This window comes from Proteus sp. HMSC14B05 (assembly GCF_001808035.1).
Classification (GTDB): domain Bacteria; phylum Pseudomonadota; class Gammaproteobacteria; order Enterobacterales; family Enterobacteriaceae; genus Proteus; species Proteus mirabilis.
Window position 1 is genome coordinate 44,816 of the sequence record NZ_KV791964.1, and the last position, 19,354, is coordinate 64,169.

The window sequence follows — 19,354 nt, forward strand, 5'->3', positions numbered from 1 at the left end:
GTAAAAATGAAAAATAAATCATTTTATTTCACGCTATTATTATTTTTTATTGCTATGGATACTTCTGCTGCTCGATGTCGGAATGTGTCAATCAAATATAATTTTCCAGCCCAAATAGATATTACAAATAAAAAAGTGGGAGATAAGCTTTATTCTTTTGGTGCGCCAGACGCCCCTATAAACGTTGCTGGTCAATGTCTACGTGCTAATAGTGGGGCGGGAAATACAAATGGAAATTATATTTATATTGTTGATCAATATGGATCATCACCAACATTATGCCCGACTACTGGTACAGTTGATAAAAATTCACCAGATGGATACTTGCGTTTTCGTTCAACGGGAAGTTGTGCTAATTCTTCTTGGCTGCTAGTTCTTGATTATAAAATATCTGGGGTTGGCTGGACCAATTTAACAGGTCCCGGTGGTGGTACTGATTCAGGCGTTGTTTATTTACAAAAAAAGCCACCTGTAGGAAAAACGGTTATTAATCCTGTCTATATGTTGAAACGTAATTATTATTCTCGAATTGGTCAAATGGGCAATACGTTACAAAAGGAAAGCGTTGCTCTTAGTGCACCAACATCGATGACGTTGATAAATAATGCTTCTTGTGCAGTGTCTGTTAATGACGTCGCATTTGGTGAACAAACCGCTAGTGACGTAAAAATGAATACTATTGCAGGAAAAAATATAAATATTTCTTTTACGTGTAATGCTGTATTACCTGCATACACACTCAGTTTTTCTGGTAAAGATGGTGTGAATAATGCCACAACAGGGATCATTAAGGTTAAAGATAATAGTTCTGTGGGGTATCAACTTTCTTGGGCAGATAGCACGGTTAAACCCATTAATAGTGCTGTAGTTATTAATAATGTGGCAATAGCTCCGAATACAAAGCCAAAAACCAATAATTTTACTATTCCGATAAGGGTAAAACCTGTTGCGTTATCCACTCAGCCAATCCCTGGGCCGGCTAATACTGCATTAACGATTAATATAAAGTTAAATTAAATGGAGTTAACGATGGTAAAAAAATCTTGTTTTATGTTTAGCGTTATTTTATTTCCTATTTATGTTGGAGCAACAAGTTTCACCTCTAATGTTACTGGTGGAACAGTCACTTCAAATTTAAGTATGACAGTGAAAGCCTCTTGCAGTACAACGGTTGGTGATGTGACATTTGGTGACCAAAGCGCGGGTGATATTAAAAAAGGAGCTGTCGCAGAGAAGGTAATATCATTGGCTATTGTATGCGATACAAAAATGACTAATTACACATTAGCATTTACGGCGGCTGATGGTGTTAAAGATGTAGCAAATGGCATTATTAATACTAAATTAAATTCAACGGTGGGTTATCAACTTAAGTGGGGAGATTCGACCGTTAAACCTGTGGATACAGCAATTACTATTAATGGCAGTACAATTACCCCAACAAACAAGCCAACGCAAGAAAGTTTTACTATTCCAATCAAAGTTAAACCTGTTGCTCTTGGGGAGACTGTTTCTCCTGGTGCAGCAAATACGGCGTTAAACATTAAACTAACTTTCAATTAGTTGAGGGACTATGTGCAAATCTATATTGCTTACCAGCCTGTTAATCTTTATCACAAGAAGTTGTTATGGCTCTGAGTTAAATGCAACCTCAATCATTGGCGGTGCTGTTCAATCGCAATTTAGTATGAATGTAAAAATAGCTACATGCTTACCCGCTACTGTTGACAATGTTACTTTTGGAGCAGTTGATACAGCGACTATTTTATCGGGTGAAGTTGAAGGGCACTCAACACTCTTTTTGGATTGTACGGGCACAATTAAGCCACAAAGAGTTACAATACTTTTTGAACCTGCTAATCCTCATTTAACCATGGGTAGTGTGGGTTATATTGGTTCAAAAAATACCACACTTGGCTATTTTGTGTCGTGGGAAGATGAACAAATAGGTGCTATTGGTGAAGGGGTACCAATGGGGAAGGCACTTTTTTTTAAAAAAACGGATGCTTCATTGATGAAAGTTAAACTTAAAATAAAACCAGTTGTACTTCCATTAGGAGGAAAGTCCGTTCATTTGGGTAATGGAAATACCCATATAACTATCAAAATAAAATATATCTGATATGAGTTTTTGTATGAATAAAAAAATATATATGTATTTTATTATTACTTGTTTAAGTAATTTTCCTCAACCAAGTTTATCAGATGAAATCTTACCTGATGCTCAATTAACAATTTCTTTGGATGTAGTTAGAATCACTTGTGATATTAATAATGGAAAAGGATTTAATAAAATAGTAGATTTTGATGTTATCAACGAAAGTAATTTATTAGCTGGTAATCAACCAGCCGTAAAAACACAGTTTATTGTTGATTGCCAAAAAAGTGGTTTTAAACCTGAGCATATTGATATCAAAGTTAAGCCTGGTAGCCAAGGTGCATTAAATAATGGTATTGGTGGTGAACTTAAAACCAATTTATCTGGTGTAGGAATTTATTTATCATGGGCAGACTCAAGCCCAATAAATCTATCTGGAGTGAATAAAAGTTTTAGTGCAGATCTTAATAATCAATTTGATATTAGTTTTTTTGCAAAACCATATGCTCAATCTCAAATTGTTGAAAAAGGTTCACTAAAAAGTAGCATAATTATTAATGCATTATATAAGTAATTTATTTTAATCTTATTCAAAAAGGGAACGCCATATTATGTTTCCTTTATATATTACAGAGCAATTGCTGTAATATTATCATTGGGGCTAAGATCTATAATTTTGTCCCCATGAATAGAAAACTGTCTTTAGTGCTAGGGGAGTGTTCACCATCAATTTCTGATTGCGGACGCTCAAGTAGATTATCCGCGCGATCGTAAAACAGCATGGTATCAAGGTTTTCACTACTGGCGACTTTTTTTAAACGTTGCTCTGAGTCATACAGGTATTCTACCCAACCTCGATAGGTGTCTTCCATGGCACCAAGATTATCTTGGGGATCATAAAACCACTTACGCCATAAGGTAATGCCATTTAACGGGTGCTGTTTATCACGAGAGCTGAAAGTGCTAATGGTTCGCCCCAGTTTATCGTATTGCCGATATTGGGTGAGAGCTCCTTGAGTTCGACTGATTTCACGGTGTAGGTCGTCACGGTCAAATTCAGTAATTAACTGTGAGCGACCGTCAATAAGGTGGTTGATGGCAGTGGCATGTCCGGAGCCGTAATAGAGCCAGTTGAGGCTGTCACCTTGAGGTAACGTCAGACGGCTTAGGTTATTGAGTTCATCATAATTAAATTCGACGATATCGTCGCCCGTTTGTTCACGAGTAATGCGGCCAAGTGCATCGTAGGTAAAATGGACTTTGATTCGCTTGCAAACCCATTTCAAGACCACGTTGATTGGGCTGTTTGCTGGCGACCAATAGGCGGTTCATACTATCCCATTGATATTGGTAGCGATCAGTTAAGGTCTCACGTTTGACAAGGTTACCCGCCGCATCATAGTCGAGTAATATTGTGCGTGGTGCGGATGTGAAGACTCGGTCGCCTAAGTGAGCTTCTTCAACCAGTCGCCCCAAACTGTCATACGCTAAACGCGACTCTGTGTTATCCGGCCAAAATACAGTGATAAGGCGCTCGCGTTCATTCTGATATTGCCAACGCGTTTGGTTACCATTACCATCCGTTATGCTGAGTAGTCGGCCCAGTGCGTCCCATTCACTAATATGTGTATGACCCAACGCATTGCGACAACCGCAAGGTAATCCAAACTCATCCCAAATTAGCGCCGTTTTAATGCCTGTACGGTCGGTATAATGAATAATTTGGTGATCATGATTAAGTTGCCAAAATGAGGTTGAACCATCGTGCCAATAAGCGGTTCGTGTGAGGTTGATATCATCATATTCAAGACGATAGCTTTCGCCTTCGCTCGTTTTGTTTTCAATCACTCGCCAAAGATTATCTTCTGAAAGTGCCCAGCGGTATTCATTGCGTAAGCCATATTTATCGCTATGCCACGCCATAACACCGGCATCAGTCCACCCAAATTGGCGATAAGGGTGATTTGTCTGTTGCTCAACACGTATTAATTGGGCACTTTCGTTGTAAAAAATTGCAATGAAACTATTTAATGGGAAATTATAATGATTAAAATGTAATAAATTGTTTTTATTGAAATATACGCATTTTATTATTTTTTGATTATCAATATATAATCTATTTTATTTTTAAGTAAAAACTCATTAAATGAGTGGGATGCAAATTTAATGCATAAATTAGATATTAAATTATATTAAAGTTATTTTTTATAAAATAAAACAGCATAAACCTTCGATAAGTCTCGTAGAGTTTATGCTGCTTTTGTTAGTATTTAAACGTGAAGAAAACCGAATAATACTAAATAATAATAAAGCTATTTATTACACATTAAACAAGAAGTTCATCACATCGCCATCTTGCACGATATAATCTTTACCTTCCGCACGCATTTTACCTGCTTCTTTCGCACCTTGTTCACCACCATAAGTGATAAAGTCATTATATGAGATGGTTTGGGCGCGGATAAAACCTTTTTCAAAGTCAGTATGGATCTTACCTGCAGCTTGTGGGGCAGTTGCACCTACAGGGATTGTCCAAGCACGGACTTCTTTTACACCAGCGGTAAAGTAAGTTTGTAAATCGAGTAACGCATAACCTGCACGGATAACACGGTTTAAGCCCGGCTCTTCGATGCCTAAATCTTGCATAAACTCTTCGCGCTCTTCATCGTCTAGCTCTGCAATATCTGCTTCGATAGCAGCACAAACAGGAACAACAACAGAGCCTTCGGCTTCAGCGATTTTACGTACCGTATCAAGATAAGGATTATTTTCGAAACCATCTTCATTGACGTTAGCAATATACATGGTTGGTTTCAGGGTTAAAAAGCTTAAATAACGGATAATCGCTTTTTCTTCATCACTTAAATCTAATGCACGCAACATACCGGCTTTTTCTAAGTGCGGTAAACATTTCTCTAAAACTTCCATCTCTGCTTTAGCAACTTTATCACCACCTTTGGCTTTTTTCTGATTACGATGCATTGCTCGTTCACAGGTATCTAAGTCAGAAAGCGCTAATTCGGTATTAATTGTTTCAATATCTTCAGCAGGATCGACTTTACCCGCCACATGCACAATATTGTCATTTTCAAAACAACGCACGACATGGCCGATAGCTTCAGTTTCGCGGATATTGGTAAGGAATTGGTTACCTAAGCCTTCACCTTTAGATGCACCTTTAACCAAACCTGCAATATCAACAAACTCCATTGTAGTGGGTAACACTCGTTGTGGTTTTACAATTTCTGCTAACTTATCTAAGCGAGGATCAGGCATGGGTACAACACCTGTATTTGGCTCAATAGTACAGAATGGGAAGTTGGCTGCCTCAATACCTGCCTTAGTTAAGGCATTAAACAGTGTAGATTTCCCTACGTTAGGCAGACCGACGATACCACATTTAAATCCCATAAACGTTCACCTTGTCACATAAAAAACAACAGGAAAGGGGGAGCTCCTGTTGTGTGCTGTTAAAAAAATTGGCGCTATTATAGAACAAATCCCTGTTTGATTAAATCATCAGGGATTAATTGCGCAAAAGAAAAGGGCATGGCATTGCCCAGTTAACTTATTTGATACACCAATAGCTTTATTGATAGGGGTTAAGCTTTAAAGCTATGTAAACGATTAATGGCTTTTTCGTAACCATCACGCATCAGAATATCTGTACAAGCAAGGGCTTCATCAATTGCATCATCAATAAGTTTTTGCTCACTTGTTGGTGGTTTACCTAACACAAAACCGACCACTTTGTTTTTATCACCGGGATGACCAATCCCAATACGTAATCGATAAAAATTGGGGTTATTGCTAAATTTACTCTGAATATCTTTTAGTCCGTTATGGCCACCATTACCGCCACCCAATTTCATTTTTACCACACCTGGTGGTAAATCCAGTTCATCATGTGCAACCAATATTTCATCGGGTTGAATACGATAAAAATTTGCCATCGCTAATACCGCTTTACCACTTAAATTCATAAAAGTGGTAGGGACTAATAAACGAACATCATTACCATTTAAATTAATACGAGCAGTATAGCCGAAGAATTTGCTCTCTTCTTTTAGAGATTGTTGATGACGTTGAGCCAATAAATCAACATACCAAGCACCCGCATTATGGCGAGTCTGGGCATAATCAGCACCGGGGTTGGCTAACCCGACGATAAGTTTAATTTTACTCACAATTGCCTTTCACTGTTATCGTCTTAAAAGAAAGCATCTAGTTTACCTTTCTCTGTCAAGAAGCACAAAATAGATTGTCATGATTATTTTGTTGAAATCTTTCTAGGAGAAAATACTTATTATTTATAGGGCAAAAAGAGCGAAATAGGCGTATTAGCACCGATAAATGATTTACAAAAGCAATAAAACACATTTTTTGCAAAGAATTGTCAATAATTTTCAGAGCATGTGATCACTGCGACAATACCTTTTTAGTCTTTATGGCTATAATAACTACAATGAATAAAAGGTTATTCGATGTATTTTGGTGTTGAATCGTCTGACGACGCGCTTGGAGGTGCAACATGAAATATAAACATGCTTTTGCCGTTGGCAATTTATTGATGGCTATCGGTATGGTGCTTATGCTCGGTAGTCTCGGTTATAATCTTCTTAGCCATATTTTTCCATTAGGACTACCTGATATTTTATCTGATGCTTCGCTAATGGGGATCTTTATTGGTGCACTTGTTTGGTTAGCAGGGGCTCGTATTGGTGGTAGAGAAACCGTTGCAGAAAGATATTGGTGGTTGCGTAATCATGACGAACGTTATCGTCGCCATGATAATCATCGTTATCCATAACAGTGTGGGCATCAATAAAATATAGATAAAATCATAATTCATAATAAAGTAAGAATAGATAATAAGTAACTCATTGTCGTTAATATGCAGATAATACATATCTAAAGACCCGCTGATAAAGTGATCGCGGGTTTTTTATTGTCTAAATATTTTATCTTAAAAAGATAACAAAAAACCCGCTATAACATAGGCTATAGCGGGTTTAATTATCTCAAAGTACGATATTAAATCGACAAATTAATGTTCGAACATCGCAGAAATTGACTCTTCATTACTGATACGACGAATGGCTTCAGCCAACATACCAGACAAGGTCAATGAGCGGACTTTATTTAATGCTTTGATTTCTGCTGACAATGGAATTGTATCGCAGACAACCACTTCATCAATAACAGAGCTTCTGATGTTCTCAACAGCATTACCAGAGAAAATAGGGTGAGTCGCGTAAGCAAATACACGTTTAGCACCACGTTCTTTCAGCGCTTCTGCTGCTTTACATAATGTACCACCTGTATCGATCATATCGTCAACAAGGATACAGTCGCGATTAGCAACGTCACCGATAATATGCATAACTTGAGAAACGTTAGCACGAGGGCGACGTTTATCAATAATTGCCATATCAGTATCATTCAGAAGTTTAGCGATAGCACGAGCGCGAACAACACCGCCAATATCTGGAGAAACAACAATAGGGTTGTCCAATTCTTTTTGAAGCATATCTTCTAAAAGGATCGGGCTGCCGAAGACATTGTCAACCGGTACATCAAAGAACCCTTGGATTTGTTCTGCATGTAAGTCGCAGGTTAAAACACGGTCTACGCCTACACTAGATAAGAAATCCGCAACAACTTTAGCCGTGATAGGAACACGGGCTGAACGAACACGGCGATCCTGACGGGCATAGCCGAAGTAAGGAATAACAGCAGTGATACGACCAGCGGAAGCTCGACGTAATGCATCAACCATGACCACTAATTCCATTAAGTTATCATTAGTTGGTGCGCAGGTTGATTGAATGATAAAAACATCACCACCACGTACGTTTTCGTTGATTTGCACACTGACTTCACCGTCGCTAAAACGACCTACAGCAGCGTCTCCTAAGCTAGTATAGAGTCGATTGGCAACACGTTGAGCCAGTTCCGGGGTTGCGTTACCAGCAAAAAGCTTCATATCGGGCACGAGAAAAACCTCAGGCTTGCGTCCAGAGAGAGATATTGTTGACCTGTAAAGAACGTGTTTATCAACATAGGGTTTGTAAACATCATAGTTACGGGTGCAATAACACAGGTATCCTTGAGCGGAATAAATGCACAGGGGAAATGTTAACGCCTTGCGCCACAAATCCGTGCACCCACTCAGGGGCGTTAATTAACACTTCACTAGCGGCCTCTTGCGATTCAAACTCACCGAATACACAAGCACCTGTCCCAGTTAAGCGTGACGGTGCATATTCTAACAGCCACGAAAGCAGATATTCAACCTCACGAAAACGTTTTCTTGCGATCATTTCACAGTCATTTGCAAACGGAGCCTGTAATAATGCGCCCAGAGAGCGAATAGGCGAATTACGTTTTAATTCTGGATCTGTGAAGATTGTCGGGGTTGGGATAGAAATTCCGGGGTGAGCAACTAAATACCAACACTCTTTGGGTGATGCCGGGGTTAATATTTCACCAACACCCTCAGCAAAAGCGGCATGCCCTTTAACAAATACCGGCACATCTGCGCCTAACGTCACGCCGAGTGTGGCTAATGTTTCATCGCTTAGGCCTGCTTGCCAATGGTAATTAAGGGCTATCAGTGTTGTCGCAGCATTGGAAGAGCCTCCCCCTAAACCTCCTCCCATGGGCAGTTTTTTATCAATACTAATATCTGCCCCTTGATAGCGTAGGGGAATATGGTGCTGATGACAGTATTGACGTAATAATTTGGCTGCTTTAATAATCAGATTATCTTCATCTGCAACCCCTTCAACGGGGGTTAAGATGGTTAACTGCGTATCATTACGGGGCGTAAAAGTTAGCGTATCGCCATAATCTAAAAATTGAAATAAGGTTTGTAGATTATGGTAACCATCGGGGCGTTTCCCGGTAATGTAGAGAAAAAGATTTAATTTGGCAGGAGAGGGCCAACTTAGTGTCATTGCTGTATATCCCAGTTATCCATTTTTAATTTTATCGTGCGTTCACCTTGTTTTAATTCAAGGCGCTGTGGCAAGTTCGGTGTTATTGCGGTGTCATAGGATTGGTAGGTTACTACCCAATCACCTTCTGGGGTTGGCCATGTAACCGATTTTAAAAGATGATTTGCATCGAGTTCAAAATCCGTGGCATCACCCGGTAAACCAATTAACCAAGCGCGTAAATTTTTTAAAGGGATCACCATACCGGTGAGCTGATAAATCATTTCAGTTGGATTGTCACTATAATACTTTTTACCACCATTATCAGTCACTTCAATCACTCCAGGCATCACATTTAAGTCTAGCTCTGTCGTCCCCAATGGATTGGTTAAAAGTAAGCGATAGCGATCGGTATCTTTATCTTGCCAATAGAAACGTGCGTAAGTTTTATAGGTGCCTTCAATGTAAGCGAAGGCGCCACGTGTCTCATATTGTGAAATCTTATTTAATGCTTGTTGACGCGTTTGCCATTGAACATCGTTATCTGACGCTGAACCTTGTGTTTGTATATTATTTAAATTACATGCACTAAGTAACAGCGCAGCTAGCGGAAGGAGACGCAAAAGTGATTTGGTTGGAAAAATGCGTGAGCGCATAGCTGAGATATTCCTTACATTCGTTCTTTGTTGCAAAAAAGCGTATCATAAACGCGAAGATATAACGATATTTCGTTAAATAGTCGATTGAATTTGCCTATCATACAAGTAAGCACTTTTATTGAAAGAGTTCATCAAGTAGAATGGCGGCAATGAAGAGTCCATACTAAATGCGCTGTTTTAGGTTTATACTAAGTCAAGTCGCGAGTCGGTATTTATTCATAACTCAATTATAAGATATGACGTTATTAGCATTAGGTATTAATCACAAAACAGCCCCCGTAGCGTTACGTGAGAAAGTCTCTTTTTCTCCTGATACCATGGGTGACGCCTTAAATAACTTGTTACAGCAACCTGCTGTAAGAGGTGGTGTAGTGCTGTCTACTTGTAACCGTACTGAGCTTTATCTGAGTCTAGAAGATAAAGAAAATAGCCATGAACAACTGATCAGTTGGTTATGTCAGTATCACCAAATTGAGCCTCATGAGCTTAAAAATAGTGTTTATTGGCATCAAGATAATCAAGCAGTGAGCCACCTGATGCGCGTTGCTAGTGGTTTAGATTCTTTGGTATTAGGTGAACCGCAAATTTTAGGGCAAGTCAAAAAAGCGTTTGCCGATTCTCAAAATTATCACTCGCTCTCTTCAGAGCTGGAACGTCTGTTTCAGAAATCCTTTTCAGTTGCGAAAAGAGTGAGAACAGAGACCCAAATTGGTGCTAATGCTGTTTCTGTCGCTTTTGCTGCCTGTACTTTAGCGCGCCAAATCTTTGAGTCATTATCATCATTGACTATCTTATTGGTCGGTGCGGGTGAAACGATTGAATTAGTGGCGCGTCATTTACGTGAACATCAAGTCAAAAAAATCATTATTGCTAATCGCACCAAAGAGCGAGCGCAACGTTTAGCGAATGAAGTTGACGCTGAGGTTATCACTTTATCTGATATTGATGAGTCACTTTCTCAAGCGGATATTGTGATCAGTTCAACAGCAAGTCCGTTGCCTATTATTGGCAAAGGCATGGTAGAAAGGGCGTTAAAGAAACGTCGTAATCAACCAATGCTACTTGTTGATATTGCTGTGCCTCGTGATATTGAACAAGATATTGAAAAACTGAGTAACGTTTATCTTTATAGTGTTGATGATTTAGAAGCTATCATTCAGCATAACCGTGAACAGCGCCAAGCCGCAGCCATTGAAGCTGAACATATCGTGCAACAAGAGAGTGGCCAATTTATGGATTGGTTACGTGCTCAAGGTGCTGTCGGGGCGATTAGAGAATATCGCGATAGTGCAGAAATGTTACGTGCAGAAATGGCAGAAAAAGCGATTGCATTGATACAAAATGGCGCTGATGCAGAAAAAGTGATCCAACAGCTTTCTCATCAGTTGATGAATCGCCTTATTCATACACCAACCAAATCTCTTCAACAGGCTGCCAGTGATGGTGATATTGAACGCCTGAATCTCTTACGTGAAAGTTTGGGTATTACCCATAATTAACTTTATCTAACAGGATCTTAATCTACGAATGAAGCCTTCTATTGTCGCTAAGTTGGAAGCTCTACAAGAGCGTTATGAAGAAATTCAAGCACTTCTAGCAGAAGCTGATGTTATTGCCTCTCAGGAGCGTTTTCGTGCGCTTTCAAAAGAGTATGCTCAATTAACGGATGTCACATCTTGTTATCGTCAATGGCGAAAAGTGCAAGATGATATGGAAGCGGCAGAAATGATGCTTGATGATCCTGAAATGAAAGAGATGGCTCAAGAAGAGCTAAAAGAAGCACAAAGCGTCAATGAGGAGCTAGAACAGCAACTTCAAGTACTGTTATTGCCTAAAGATCCTGATGATGAGTTCAACTGTTTCCTTGAAATTCGTGCCGGAACGGGTGGTGATGAAGCCGCACTTTTCGCCGGTGACCTATTCCGTATGTATAGCCGTTATGCCGAAGCACGTCGTTGGCGTATTGAAGTGATGAATGCAAACGAAGGCGAACATGGCGGTTATAAAGAGATCATTGCCAAAGTGATTGGTGATGGTGCTTATGGGGTACTGAAATTTGAATCAGGCGGACATCGTGTACAACGCGTGCCTGAAACAGAATCTCAAGGACGCATTCATACTTCTGCTTGTACAGTTGCGGTATTGCCTGAAGTGCCAGAAGCGGAATTACCTGAAATTAGCCCAAGTGATTTACGTATTGATACTTTTCGCTCATCAGGGGCGGGTGGTCAGCACGTAAATACCACGGATTCGGCCATCCGTATTACGCATATCCCGACAGGCATTGTGGTAGAGTGTCAGGATGAGCGTTCTCAACATAAAAACAAAGCGAAAGCAATGTCAGTATTAGGTGCGCGTATTCGTGCTGCCGAAGTACAAAAACGTCAAGAAGCCGAAGCATCTGAACGCCGTAACTTATTAGGTTCAGGAGATCGTTCTGATCGTATTAGAACTTATAATTTCCCACAAGGTCGCGTGACGGATCATCGCATAAACCTTACGCTTTACCGGTTAGATGAGGTGATGGAAGGTAAACTAGATGCACTTATTCAACCTATTGTCACTGAATATCAAGCCGATCAGCTATCCGCTTTATCTGAGCAAGATTAATGAATTATAAACAATGGCTGCATCAAGCAGCCTTGCAATTAATTGATAGTGACAGCCCAAAGCGGGACGCAGAAATTCTATTAGGGCACGTAACAAAACGTGCTCGTACTTATTTGATTGCTTTTAGTGAAACTGTACTTTTAGAAGATGAGCTAGTGCAATTGTCATCCCTCCTTGCTCGACGTATAAAGGGCGAGCCTATCGCTTATTTAGTAGGAGAGAGAGAATTTTGGTCACTACCTTTAAAAGTCTCTCCTGCAACACTTATCCCTCGGCCTGATACCGAATGTCTAGTTGAAAAAGCATTAGAGAAACTCTCTGCACAAGCAAGTCGAATTTTAGATTTAGGTACGGGGACAGGGGCTATTGCTTTAGCGATAGCTTCGGAACGTTCTGACTGTCGTGTCCTTGGTGTTGATTTTCAACCAGAAGCGGTAGCATTAGCGACAGAAAATGCACAACATTTGGCACTTAGCAACGTAGAATTTATGGAAAGTTGCTGGTTTAGTTCACTCTCTGGTTATCAATTTGATATGATAATCAGCAATCCTCCTTATATTGATGAAGAAGATGAACATCTTTCTCAAGGAGACGTTCGCTTTGAGCCATTAACCGCATTGGTCGCGGCAGATCATGGTTTTGCTGATATTGAGCTTATTATTACAAATGCCCGTCAGTTTTTAGCTAATAACGGTTGGGTATTAATAGAGCATGGTTGGCAGCAAGGTGAAAGAGTACGTAATATTTTTATTGATAAGGGTTACTGCTGCGTGGAAACTTTCCGTGATTACGGCGGTAATGAGCGAGTGACAGTAGGTCGTTGGAATGATGATAGAAACCATAGCTGATTACGAATTTAACAAAGCCCCTTTGGTTAAGGGTATGATCCTTATCTCTCAGGCAATTCGCCCAGATTTTCCGGTCACTTCAGTTGGCTATCAATTGGCACAGCTGGTGGAGCAAGCAGAAGCGGAAATTCCCCACCAAGCCAGTATACAAGAGAGAATTGATGCACTGCTGAAGCTATTTTATAAACAATGGCATTTCAGTGGTGCAAGTGGCAAATATTGTCTTTCTGATACGTTATGGTTAGATAAAGTATTGGCCACTCATATTGGTTCACCTGTGTCATTAGGTTCCATTTTAATTTATATTGCACAGGCAATAAATTTACCGTTAGCGCCAGTTATTTTTCCTACACAGTTAATTATCAGAATAGATATTCCGGATGAAAAACCACTTTTCTTAAATCCCATTAATGGTGAATATCTTTCTCGTCATACTTTAGACGTTTGGCTAAAAGGTAATGTAGGCAGTACATCTGAGCTATCAGCATCCGATCTAGAAGAGTCAGAACACAGTTCTATTATTCGCAAGTTATTAGATACACTCAAAGTCTCTTTAATGGAAGAAAAGAAGATGGAGCAGGCACTTAAGACCAGTGAAACGGTATTATTGTTTGATCCAGAAGATCCCTATGAAATACGTGATCGTGGGCTGATTTATGCTCAATTAGAGTGTAATCATGTGGCATTGTCTGACCTTAACTACTTTGTTGAACAGTGTCCGGAAGATCCCATTTCAGAGATGATTAAAATTCAAATTCATTCAATAGAACAGCATCCTGTTGTTTTACATTAAAATTTAATCCCGTACTGGGTATATAACGGTACATGGCAAAATAAGATAGGAATAGATATGCAACATAAAGTGGTGAGTATTGGTGATATCAAGGTAGCAAATAATTTACCCTTTGTGCTCTTTGGTGGCATGAATGTATTGGAATCGCGCGATTTAGCCATGCGTATTTGTGAGCATTACGTCACGGTTACTCAAAAATTAGATATTCCTTATGTATTTAAGGCCTCTTTTGATAAAGCAAACCGCTCATCTATCCACTCTTATCGTGGACCGGGTCTTGATGAAGGAATGAAAATTTTCCAAGAGCTAAAAGAGACTTTTGGGGTAAAAATTATCACGGATGTTCATGAACCTTCACAAGCTCAGCCTGTATCTGAAGTCGTTGATGTTATTCAGCTACCGGCATTCTTAGCGCGTCAAACCGATTTGGTTGAGGCAATGGCCAAAACCGGTGCGGTAATTAACGTGAAAAAGCCACAGTTTGTTAGCCCTGGTCAAATGGGAAATATCGTCGAGAAATTTAAAGAAGGCGGTAACGACCAAGTGATTTTATGTGACCGTGGTAGTAATTTTGGTTACGATAATTTAGTGGTCGATATGCTAGGTTTTCATGTCATGATGCAAGCCTCAGAAGGGGCTCCAGTGATTTTTGATGTTACCCACTCACTACAATGCCGTGATCCATTCGGTGCGGCTTCTGGTGGTCGTCGTGGACAAGTCGCTGAGTTAGCGCGTGCAGGTATGGCAGTGGGTCTGGCAGGGTTATTTCTTGAAGCTCATCCCGATCCTGATCATGCCCGCTGTGATGGCCCATCAGCTTTACCATTAGCTAAATTAGAACCTTTCTTAGCTCAAATTAAAGCGATTGACTCTCTGGTAAAAAGCTTCCCTGAGTTAGATACCAGTAAATAAAATTGTTATGCAACTACACACTGTAGTGAATATGTTCGGCGCTGATCTCCAGCGCCGTTATCATGAAAAAATCCACAAAATAACCCTTCATGGTGGTTTTAGTTGTCCTAATCGAGATGGCACATTAGGACGAGGAGGGTGTACATTTTGCAATGTCTCTTCTTTTGCTGATGAGCAAACGCAATATCACTCTATTGAAGAGCAAATCGCCTACCAAGCTAAGCATATTACCCGTGCTCGCCGTTATTTAGCTTATTTTCAAGCCTATACTAGTACCTATGCAGAAGTAGAACATCTACGAAAAATGTATGAAAGTGCATTATTACAAGCCAATATGGTTGGATTATGTGTGGGAACACGCCCTGATTGTGTGCCCGTCAGTGTGTTAGATCTACTGCAAGGCTATTGCGAACAAGGTTATGAAGTATGGTTAGAGTTAGGATTACAAACTGCACATAATAAGACATTAAAGCATATTAATCGTGGTCATGATTTTCAATGTTATCAAGCAACCACAAAAGAAGCGCGTCGACGAGGTTTAAAAGTGTGTACGCATCTTATTATCGGTTTACCTCGTGAAGATCATCAGTTAAATATGCAAACCTTAGAGCAGGTAGTAGAAACCGGTGTTGATGGACTAAAATTACACCCTTTACACATAGTTGAGGGGAGTACGATAGCCAAAGCATGGAAAGCAGGGCGTATTCGTGCATTAACACAACAACAATATGTTTATACTGCTGGTGAAATAATCCGTCATACTCCTGCAGAAGTTATTTATCATCGTGTTTGTGCCAGTGCCAGAAAACCTACTTTATTAGCCCCTGAATGGTGTGAAAATCACTGGTTGGGTATGAATGCACTCTATCAATACTTATTAGAAAAAGGCGTACAAGGTAGTGGGATAAATAACCCTTTTGTGGCTAATTGTAAATAATTATCCACTCAACATAAAATCACTTGTAACTTTTTTAATCATACTGTACGCTTTGAAGCTGTACAAAGGAGGTTGCTATGGCTCAAGCACTAGTAGAAAACAGTGAACGAGTGTCAATTCGTATCACTACAGAAGATAAATCACTGCTGGTTCGTGCTGCTAGTTTGGAAAATACAAACTTAACAGAGTTTGTACTTCGTAATATTGTACCTGTAGCTCGGCAAGTTATTGAAAATAATGAGCGTTTAAAATTATCAGAAAAAGACACATTACGTGTTATGGAACTTTTAGATAATCCACCAAAGCCTAATGCTAAACTACTTGCAGCGGCTTTTGCTCTACCGGACAATGCATGACAATACCAAATTGGCACGAAGAAGCGATCAGTAAAAAACATAATAGAAATGGATTTAATTGTGGCGATGCAGTACTAAACCAATTTCTGTATCGCCATGCAAGACAAAATCATGAGAATGGTAGTGCGAAAACATATTTAGCTATCAATAATAGTAATAATATTATATTAGGTTATTACAGCTTATGTCCTGCTTCTATTGAGTTCGAAAGAACGCCCGAATTGATCAAACATGGCTTAGCGCGTCATGATATCCCTGTTTTTAAACTTGCACGACTAGCTACGGATCTATCCGTTCAAGGAAAAGGTTTGGGTGGGCAACTATTGCTTGCAGCAGGAAGGCGTTGTCTTTCCGTTGCTAGTGAATTGGGAGGCGTTGCTTTACTTATAGATGCTAAAAATGAACGAGTCGCTAATTGGTATATTAGCTACGGGGCAATACCATTATTAGATACCCCTCTTTCTTTATTAATTTCCTTTAAAACCATTTATACTGCACTTTCAATGGCAAATAAAATATAAATAATAACTTAATAATTAAGCCCTTAATTAAATAGTGTAAATTAAGGGCTTAAAGATTTTTATAATTAATAATTAAAAAACTACTGAATTAATTCCATATCATCCAGCGCTTTTTGTAGCGAAGGATAAAAATTAAGTGTGCCATCAATTGGCGTTACTCGTGCTCTTGCTAATGTCTTTAATGGCTGGAAGGGAATATCACAAACAATAATATGAGTATCATGTTGCACATCCGCCACAAAGTGTTGGAAAGCATGTAATCCCCCAGCATCTAATACAGGTACAGCATCCCACTGCATAATAAGAGTTTTATATCCTTTACTACGTTCACGTAATTCATTAAAAATACGCTCGGCGGCAGCAAAGAATAGCGGACCATTAACACGCACAACTAATAATTGTTTATCATCATCAGTATAAGTTGATTCTGTTATTTTCGTCATATTAGCAATACGACGCATAAATAATAAAGAGGCTAATACAATGCCGATAGTGATCGCAATAACCATATCAAACAGCACGGTAAGCGATAAACATAATACTAAAACGATAATATCGTCTTTTGGTGCATGACGAATAAGATCGATAACTTTACGAGCTTCACTCATATTCCATGCAACAATTAATAACAATGCAGACATTGCTGCTAATGGTAAATAAGAGAGAAAAGGCGCTAAAACCAGTAAAGTTACTAAAACTAATAAAGAGTGCACAATCGCAGATACAGGGGACGTTGCACCGGCACGTACGTTTGCCGCTGAGCGGGCAATAGCCGCAGTTGCGGTGATCCCACCAAAGAAAGGCGCTACAATATTACCAATACCTTGACCGACTAACTCACCATTAGAGTGATGTTTTTTCCCCGTCATACCATCAAGCACCACAGCACAGAGGAGTGATTCAATCGCACCTAACATTGCCATTGAAAAAGCGGCGGGTAATAACGCACTGACCGTGCTCCAATTTAATGCAATAGACTCACCACTACTGGGTAAATTCCACGGTAGCACAAATTGTGGCAGGATCGGCGGAATACCTTGTCCTGTTGAACCATCAGGCAATAGATAGCTAAATTGTGAACCAATGGTGGCAACATCATGGCCAAATAAATTAACTATCCCCATAACAGCCGTACCGGCAATTAATGCTGGTAAATGGCCGGGAAGGCGTAAATTCAATTTAGGCCAATAAATTAATACTAAGAGAGTGGTTACGCCTATTAATGTATCTCCAAGATGGATTGTCGGTAGAGCGGCACCTAGAGCAATTACTTTATCAATATAGGTTTCTGGGACATGCGACATTTCTAAACCAAAGAAATCTTTGATCTGCATGGTGGCGATAGTGATGGCAATCCCCGAAGTAAATCCTAATGTGACAGAAACGGGAATATATTCAATGAGCTTACCAAAACGAGCTAACCCCATAACCACTAAAATAATCCCAGACATCAAAGTGGCAATTAATAGCCCACTTAAACCAAATTGTTGTGAAACAGGATAAAGTATCACCACAAAGGCGGCAGTAGGCCCTGAAACACTGTAGCGAGAGCCACCTGTTACAGCGATAATAATACCGGCAATAGCTGCGGTATAAAGACCGTATTGCGGGGGAACACCGCTACCAATAGCCAATGCCATTGCCAGTGGTATTGCGATAATGCCGACGGTGATCCCTGCAATAATATCTTTTAATAAACGGGCAAAAGAGTAAGGCTCTTTTACACATGCATCAATAAATGCACTAAAGGGGCGAACCCGGTTAACTTTATGCGTTTTCATTTAGGCTTAAACCAAAATAAGAAGTCAAATGCCGAATAAAGGCGATAAAAAAGAGCAGAAAGGATATCGCTTTTATTTGCTAATAATAATGTGATATATCAAATTATTAAACACTATCTTAATACTTAGCGAAAATTAAAGCAATTAATTGAAAAACTTAAGCAAAAGAGATAACGTTATGTAACGTATTGTATTTATTCTGTTACTTTCATGAAAAAGAAGTTTGACGTTATTCTATAAATTATATAAAGCGTTTTATTTTAGAATAATTGTCATTAAAAATAGTAATGTATAAAAATAGCTAAAAAGTATTTTATAAAATAAAGGAAAAAACAATTCTATAAATAAAGCTAATTAGTGTATATGAAAAAGAGCATTTTTATTAAATAGACTAATTAAGTATCTAGAATAGGTTAATAGCAACGTATATAAAAACAATTACAATAAATTTATTATTACAATTTTAGTACTGGTAGCAAGCAGAACTTTGTCGCTGTATAGATTAAGGACAGAAAGACAAAAAAAACGCCTAGTTTTTTAACTAGGCGCTTTCTTAGAAGATGGCGGTGAGAGAGGGATTCGAACCCTCGATACGTTGCCGTATACACACTTTCCAGGCGTGCTCCTTCAGCCTCTCGGACATCTCACCGTATTGTGGCTAAACATGGCATTCATGCTCAACGGGGCGCTACTATAGGGAAAAGAGTGATAAGCGTCAACAGCTAAATGCGTTTTTTCCTTAACTTTTATGCCAACCAGTCAAATAAAAAACAATATGAACAAGGCTTAAGCAAATAATGTGATCTCTTTTGAGATGTAACATCCATTTTTTAGCTAAATTTCGTTAGCTGGTTAACATTATCAACATTTTTCTTAACAACTTTTTCAAACAGACTTGAAA

Annotated in this window: 21 protein-coding genes and 1 tRNA gene; 13 read left to right on the top strand and 9 right to left on the bottom strand. The window is 39.3% G+C overall.

Going from position 1 to position 19,354, the window contains the following annotated elements:
• Window positions 1-6 precede the first annotated feature (6 nt).
• The 4 genes from HMPREF3129_RS01870 to HMPREF3129_RS01885 are packed head-to-tail and all read left to right on the top strand — an operon-like array spanning window position 7 to window position 2,672.
• Window positions 7-1,017 (top strand): fimbrial protein, encoded by a 1,011-nt coding sequence (locus tag HMPREF3129_RS01870; protein WP_004251413.1) that lies wholly within the window; start codon window positions 7-9, stop codon window positions 1,015-1,017.
• A gap of 12 nt (window positions 1,018-1,029) precedes the next feature.
• The gene (locus HMPREF3129_RS01875; RefSeq protein ID WP_004251411.1) at window positions 1,030-1,563 is read left to right on the top strand and encodes a spore coat protein U domain-containing protein; all 534 of its coding nucleotides are present in this window, start codon (window positions 1,030-1,032) and stop codon (window positions 1,561-1,563) included.
• Window positions 1,564-1,573: 10 nt separating this feature from the next.
• Window positions 1,574-2,122: a hypothetical protein gene (locus HMPREF3129_RS01880; protein ID WP_004242653.1), complete on the top strand. Its 549-nt coding sequence runs from the start codon at window positions 1,574-1,576 to the stop codon at window positions 2,120-2,122.
• A gap of 13 nt (window positions 2,123-2,135) precedes the next feature.
• A complete protein-coding gene (locus HMPREF3129_RS01885) occupies window positions 2,136-2,672 on the top strand; it encodes a fimbrial protein (protein ID WP_004242654.1) in 537 nt (178 codons plus the stop codon).
• A 94-nt stretch (window positions 2,673-2,766) separates the two neighbouring features.
• Here the strand turns inward: HMPREF3129_RS01885 and HMPREF3129_RS18810 are convergent, their stop codons facing one another.
• The 4 genes from HMPREF3129_RS18810 to pth form a co-directional block, all read right to left on the bottom strand.
• Window positions 2,767-3,384, bottom strand: coding sequence for an RHS repeat domain-containing protein (locus HMPREF3129_RS18810; RefSeq protein ID WP_065423404.1), 618 nt, complete (start codon window positions 3,382-3,384; stop codon window positions 2,767-2,769).
• A complete protein-coding gene (locus HMPREF3129_RS18815) occupies window positions 3,317-4,021 on the bottom strand; it encodes an RHS repeat protein (protein WP_004251406.1) in 705 nt (234 codons plus the stop codon). Before HMPREF3129_RS18815 ends, HMPREF3129_RS18810 begins: the two co-directional genes overlap by 68 nt.
• A 396-nt stretch (window positions 4,022-4,417) precedes the next feature.
• Complete coding sequence (gene ychF / locus HMPREF3129_RS01900; protein WP_004242658.1) at window positions 4,418-5,509, bottom strand: redox-regulated ATPase YchF; 1,092 nt, start codon at window positions 5,507-5,509, stop codon at window positions 4,418-4,420.
• Window positions 5,510-5,700: 191 nt separating this feature from the next.
• Entirely contained in the window at window positions 5,701-6,285 is a 585-nt protein-coding gene (pth, locus tag HMPREF3129_RS01905; protein WP_004242660.1) for an aminoacyl-tRNA hydrolase, read from the bottom strand.
• 344 nt (window positions 6,286-6,629) lie between these two features.
• On the opposite strand from pth, the gene ychH reads away from it, so the two are divergent.
• On the top strand, window positions 6,630-6,908 hold the full coding sequence (gene ychH / locus HMPREF3129_RS01910) for a stress-induced protein YchH (RefSeq protein WP_004242663.1): 279 nt from the start codon (window positions 6,630-6,632) through the stop codon (window positions 6,906-6,908).
• A gap of 237 nt (window positions 6,909-7,145) precedes the next feature.
• On the opposite strand, the gene prs is transcribed toward ychH, so the two are convergent.
• The 3 genes from prs to lolB all read right to left on the bottom strand — a co-directional run bounded on the left by prs (window position 7,146) and on the right by lolB (window position 9,692).
• Window positions 7,146-8,093: a ribose-phosphate diphosphokinase gene (gene prs, locus HMPREF3129_RS01915; RefSeq protein WP_004242665.1), complete on the bottom strand. Its 948-nt coding sequence runs from the start codon at window positions 8,091-8,093 to the stop codon at window positions 7,146-7,148.
• Between the two features lie 88 nt (window positions 8,094-8,181).
• The gene (gene ispE / locus HMPREF3129_RS01920; protein WP_004247961.1) at window positions 8,182-9,057 is read right to left on the bottom strand and encodes a 4-(cytidine 5'-diphospho)-2-C-methyl-D-erythritol kinase; all 876 of its coding nucleotides are present in this window, start codon (window positions 9,055-9,057) and stop codon (window positions 8,182-8,184) included.
• The gene (gene lolB, locus HMPREF3129_RS01925; protein WP_017628161.1) at window positions 9,054-9,692 is read right to left on the bottom strand and encodes a lipoprotein insertase outer membrane protein LolB; all 639 of its coding nucleotides are present in this window, start codon (window positions 9,690-9,692) and stop codon (window positions 9,054-9,056) included. Before lolB ends, ispE begins: the two co-directional genes overlap by 4 nt.
• Window positions 9,693-9,931: 239 nt before the next feature.
• Between lolB and hemA the strand changes: the two genes are divergently transcribed.
• The 8 genes from hemA to HMPREF3129_RS01965 all read left to right on the top strand — a co-directional run bounded on the left by hemA (window position 9,932) and on the right by HMPREF3129_RS01965 (window position 16,672).
• On the top strand, window positions 9,932-11,194 hold the full coding sequence (gene hemA / locus HMPREF3129_RS01930; protein WP_004242677.1) for a glutamyl-tRNA reductase: 1,263 nt from the start codon (window positions 9,932-9,934) through the stop codon (window positions 11,192-11,194).
• Between the two features lie 28 nt (window positions 11,195-11,222).
• The gene (gene prfA / locus HMPREF3129_RS01935) at window positions 11,223-12,305 is read left to right on the top strand and encodes a peptide chain release factor 1 (RefSeq protein ID WP_004242680.1); all 1,083 of its coding nucleotides are present in this window, start codon (window positions 11,223-11,225) and stop codon (window positions 12,303-12,305) included.
• A complete protein-coding gene (gene prmC, locus HMPREF3129_RS01940) occupies window positions 12,305-13,153 on the top strand; it encodes a peptide chain release factor N(5)-glutamine methyltransferase (RefSeq protein ID WP_004247962.1) in 849 nt (282 codons plus the stop codon). Before prfA ends, prmC begins: the two co-directional genes overlap by 1 nt.
• A complete protein-coding gene (sirB1, locus tag HMPREF3129_RS01945) occupies window positions 13,131-13,946 on the top strand; it encodes an invasion regulator SirB1 (RefSeq protein ID WP_004242688.1) in 816 nt (271 codons plus the stop codon). Before prmC ends, sirB1 begins: the two co-directional genes overlap by 23 nt.
• 57 nt (window positions 13,947-14,003) lie before the next feature.
• On the top strand, window positions 14,004-14,858 hold the full coding sequence (gene kdsA, locus HMPREF3129_RS01950; protein ID WP_004242689.1) for a 3-deoxy-8-phosphooctulonate synthase: 855 nt from the start codon (window positions 14,004-14,006) through the stop codon (window positions 14,856-14,858).
• A gap of 7 nt (window positions 14,859-14,865) precedes the next feature.
• Window positions 14,866-15,795, top strand: coding sequence for a tRNA modification radical SAM protein MnmL/YtqA (locus HMPREF3129_RS01955; RefSeq protein WP_017628160.1), 930 nt, complete (start codon window positions 14,866-14,868; stop codon window positions 15,793-15,795).
• Between the two features lie 77 nt (window positions 15,796-15,872).
• A complete protein-coding gene (locus tag HMPREF3129_RS01960; protein WP_004247964.1) occupies window positions 15,873-16,151 on the top strand; it encodes a type II toxin-antitoxin system TacA family antitoxin in 279 nt (92 codons plus the stop codon).
• Window positions 16,148-16,672, top strand: a complete 525-nt coding sequence (locus tag HMPREF3129_RS01965) for a hypothetical protein (protein WP_004247966.1) — start codon at window positions 16,148-16,150, stop codon at window positions 16,670-16,672. Before HMPREF3129_RS01960 ends, HMPREF3129_RS01965 begins: the two co-directional genes overlap by 4 nt.
• 80 nt (window positions 16,673-16,752) lie before the next feature.
• Here HMPREF3129_RS01965 and dauA read toward each other — a convergent pair whose 3' ends face one another.
• Together dauA and HMPREF3129_RS01975 are read right to left on the bottom strand one after the other, a co-directional pair.
• Entirely contained in the window at window positions 16,753-18,453 is a 1,701-nt protein-coding gene (gene dauA, locus HMPREF3129_RS01970; protein WP_004247967.1) for a C4-dicarboxylic acid transporter DauA, read from the bottom strand.
• 561 nt (window positions 18,454-19,014) lie between these two features.
• A tRNA-Ser gene (locus tag HMPREF3129_RS01975) sits at window positions 19,015-19,102 on the bottom strand.
• Window positions 19,103-19,354 lie beyond the last annotated feature (252 nt).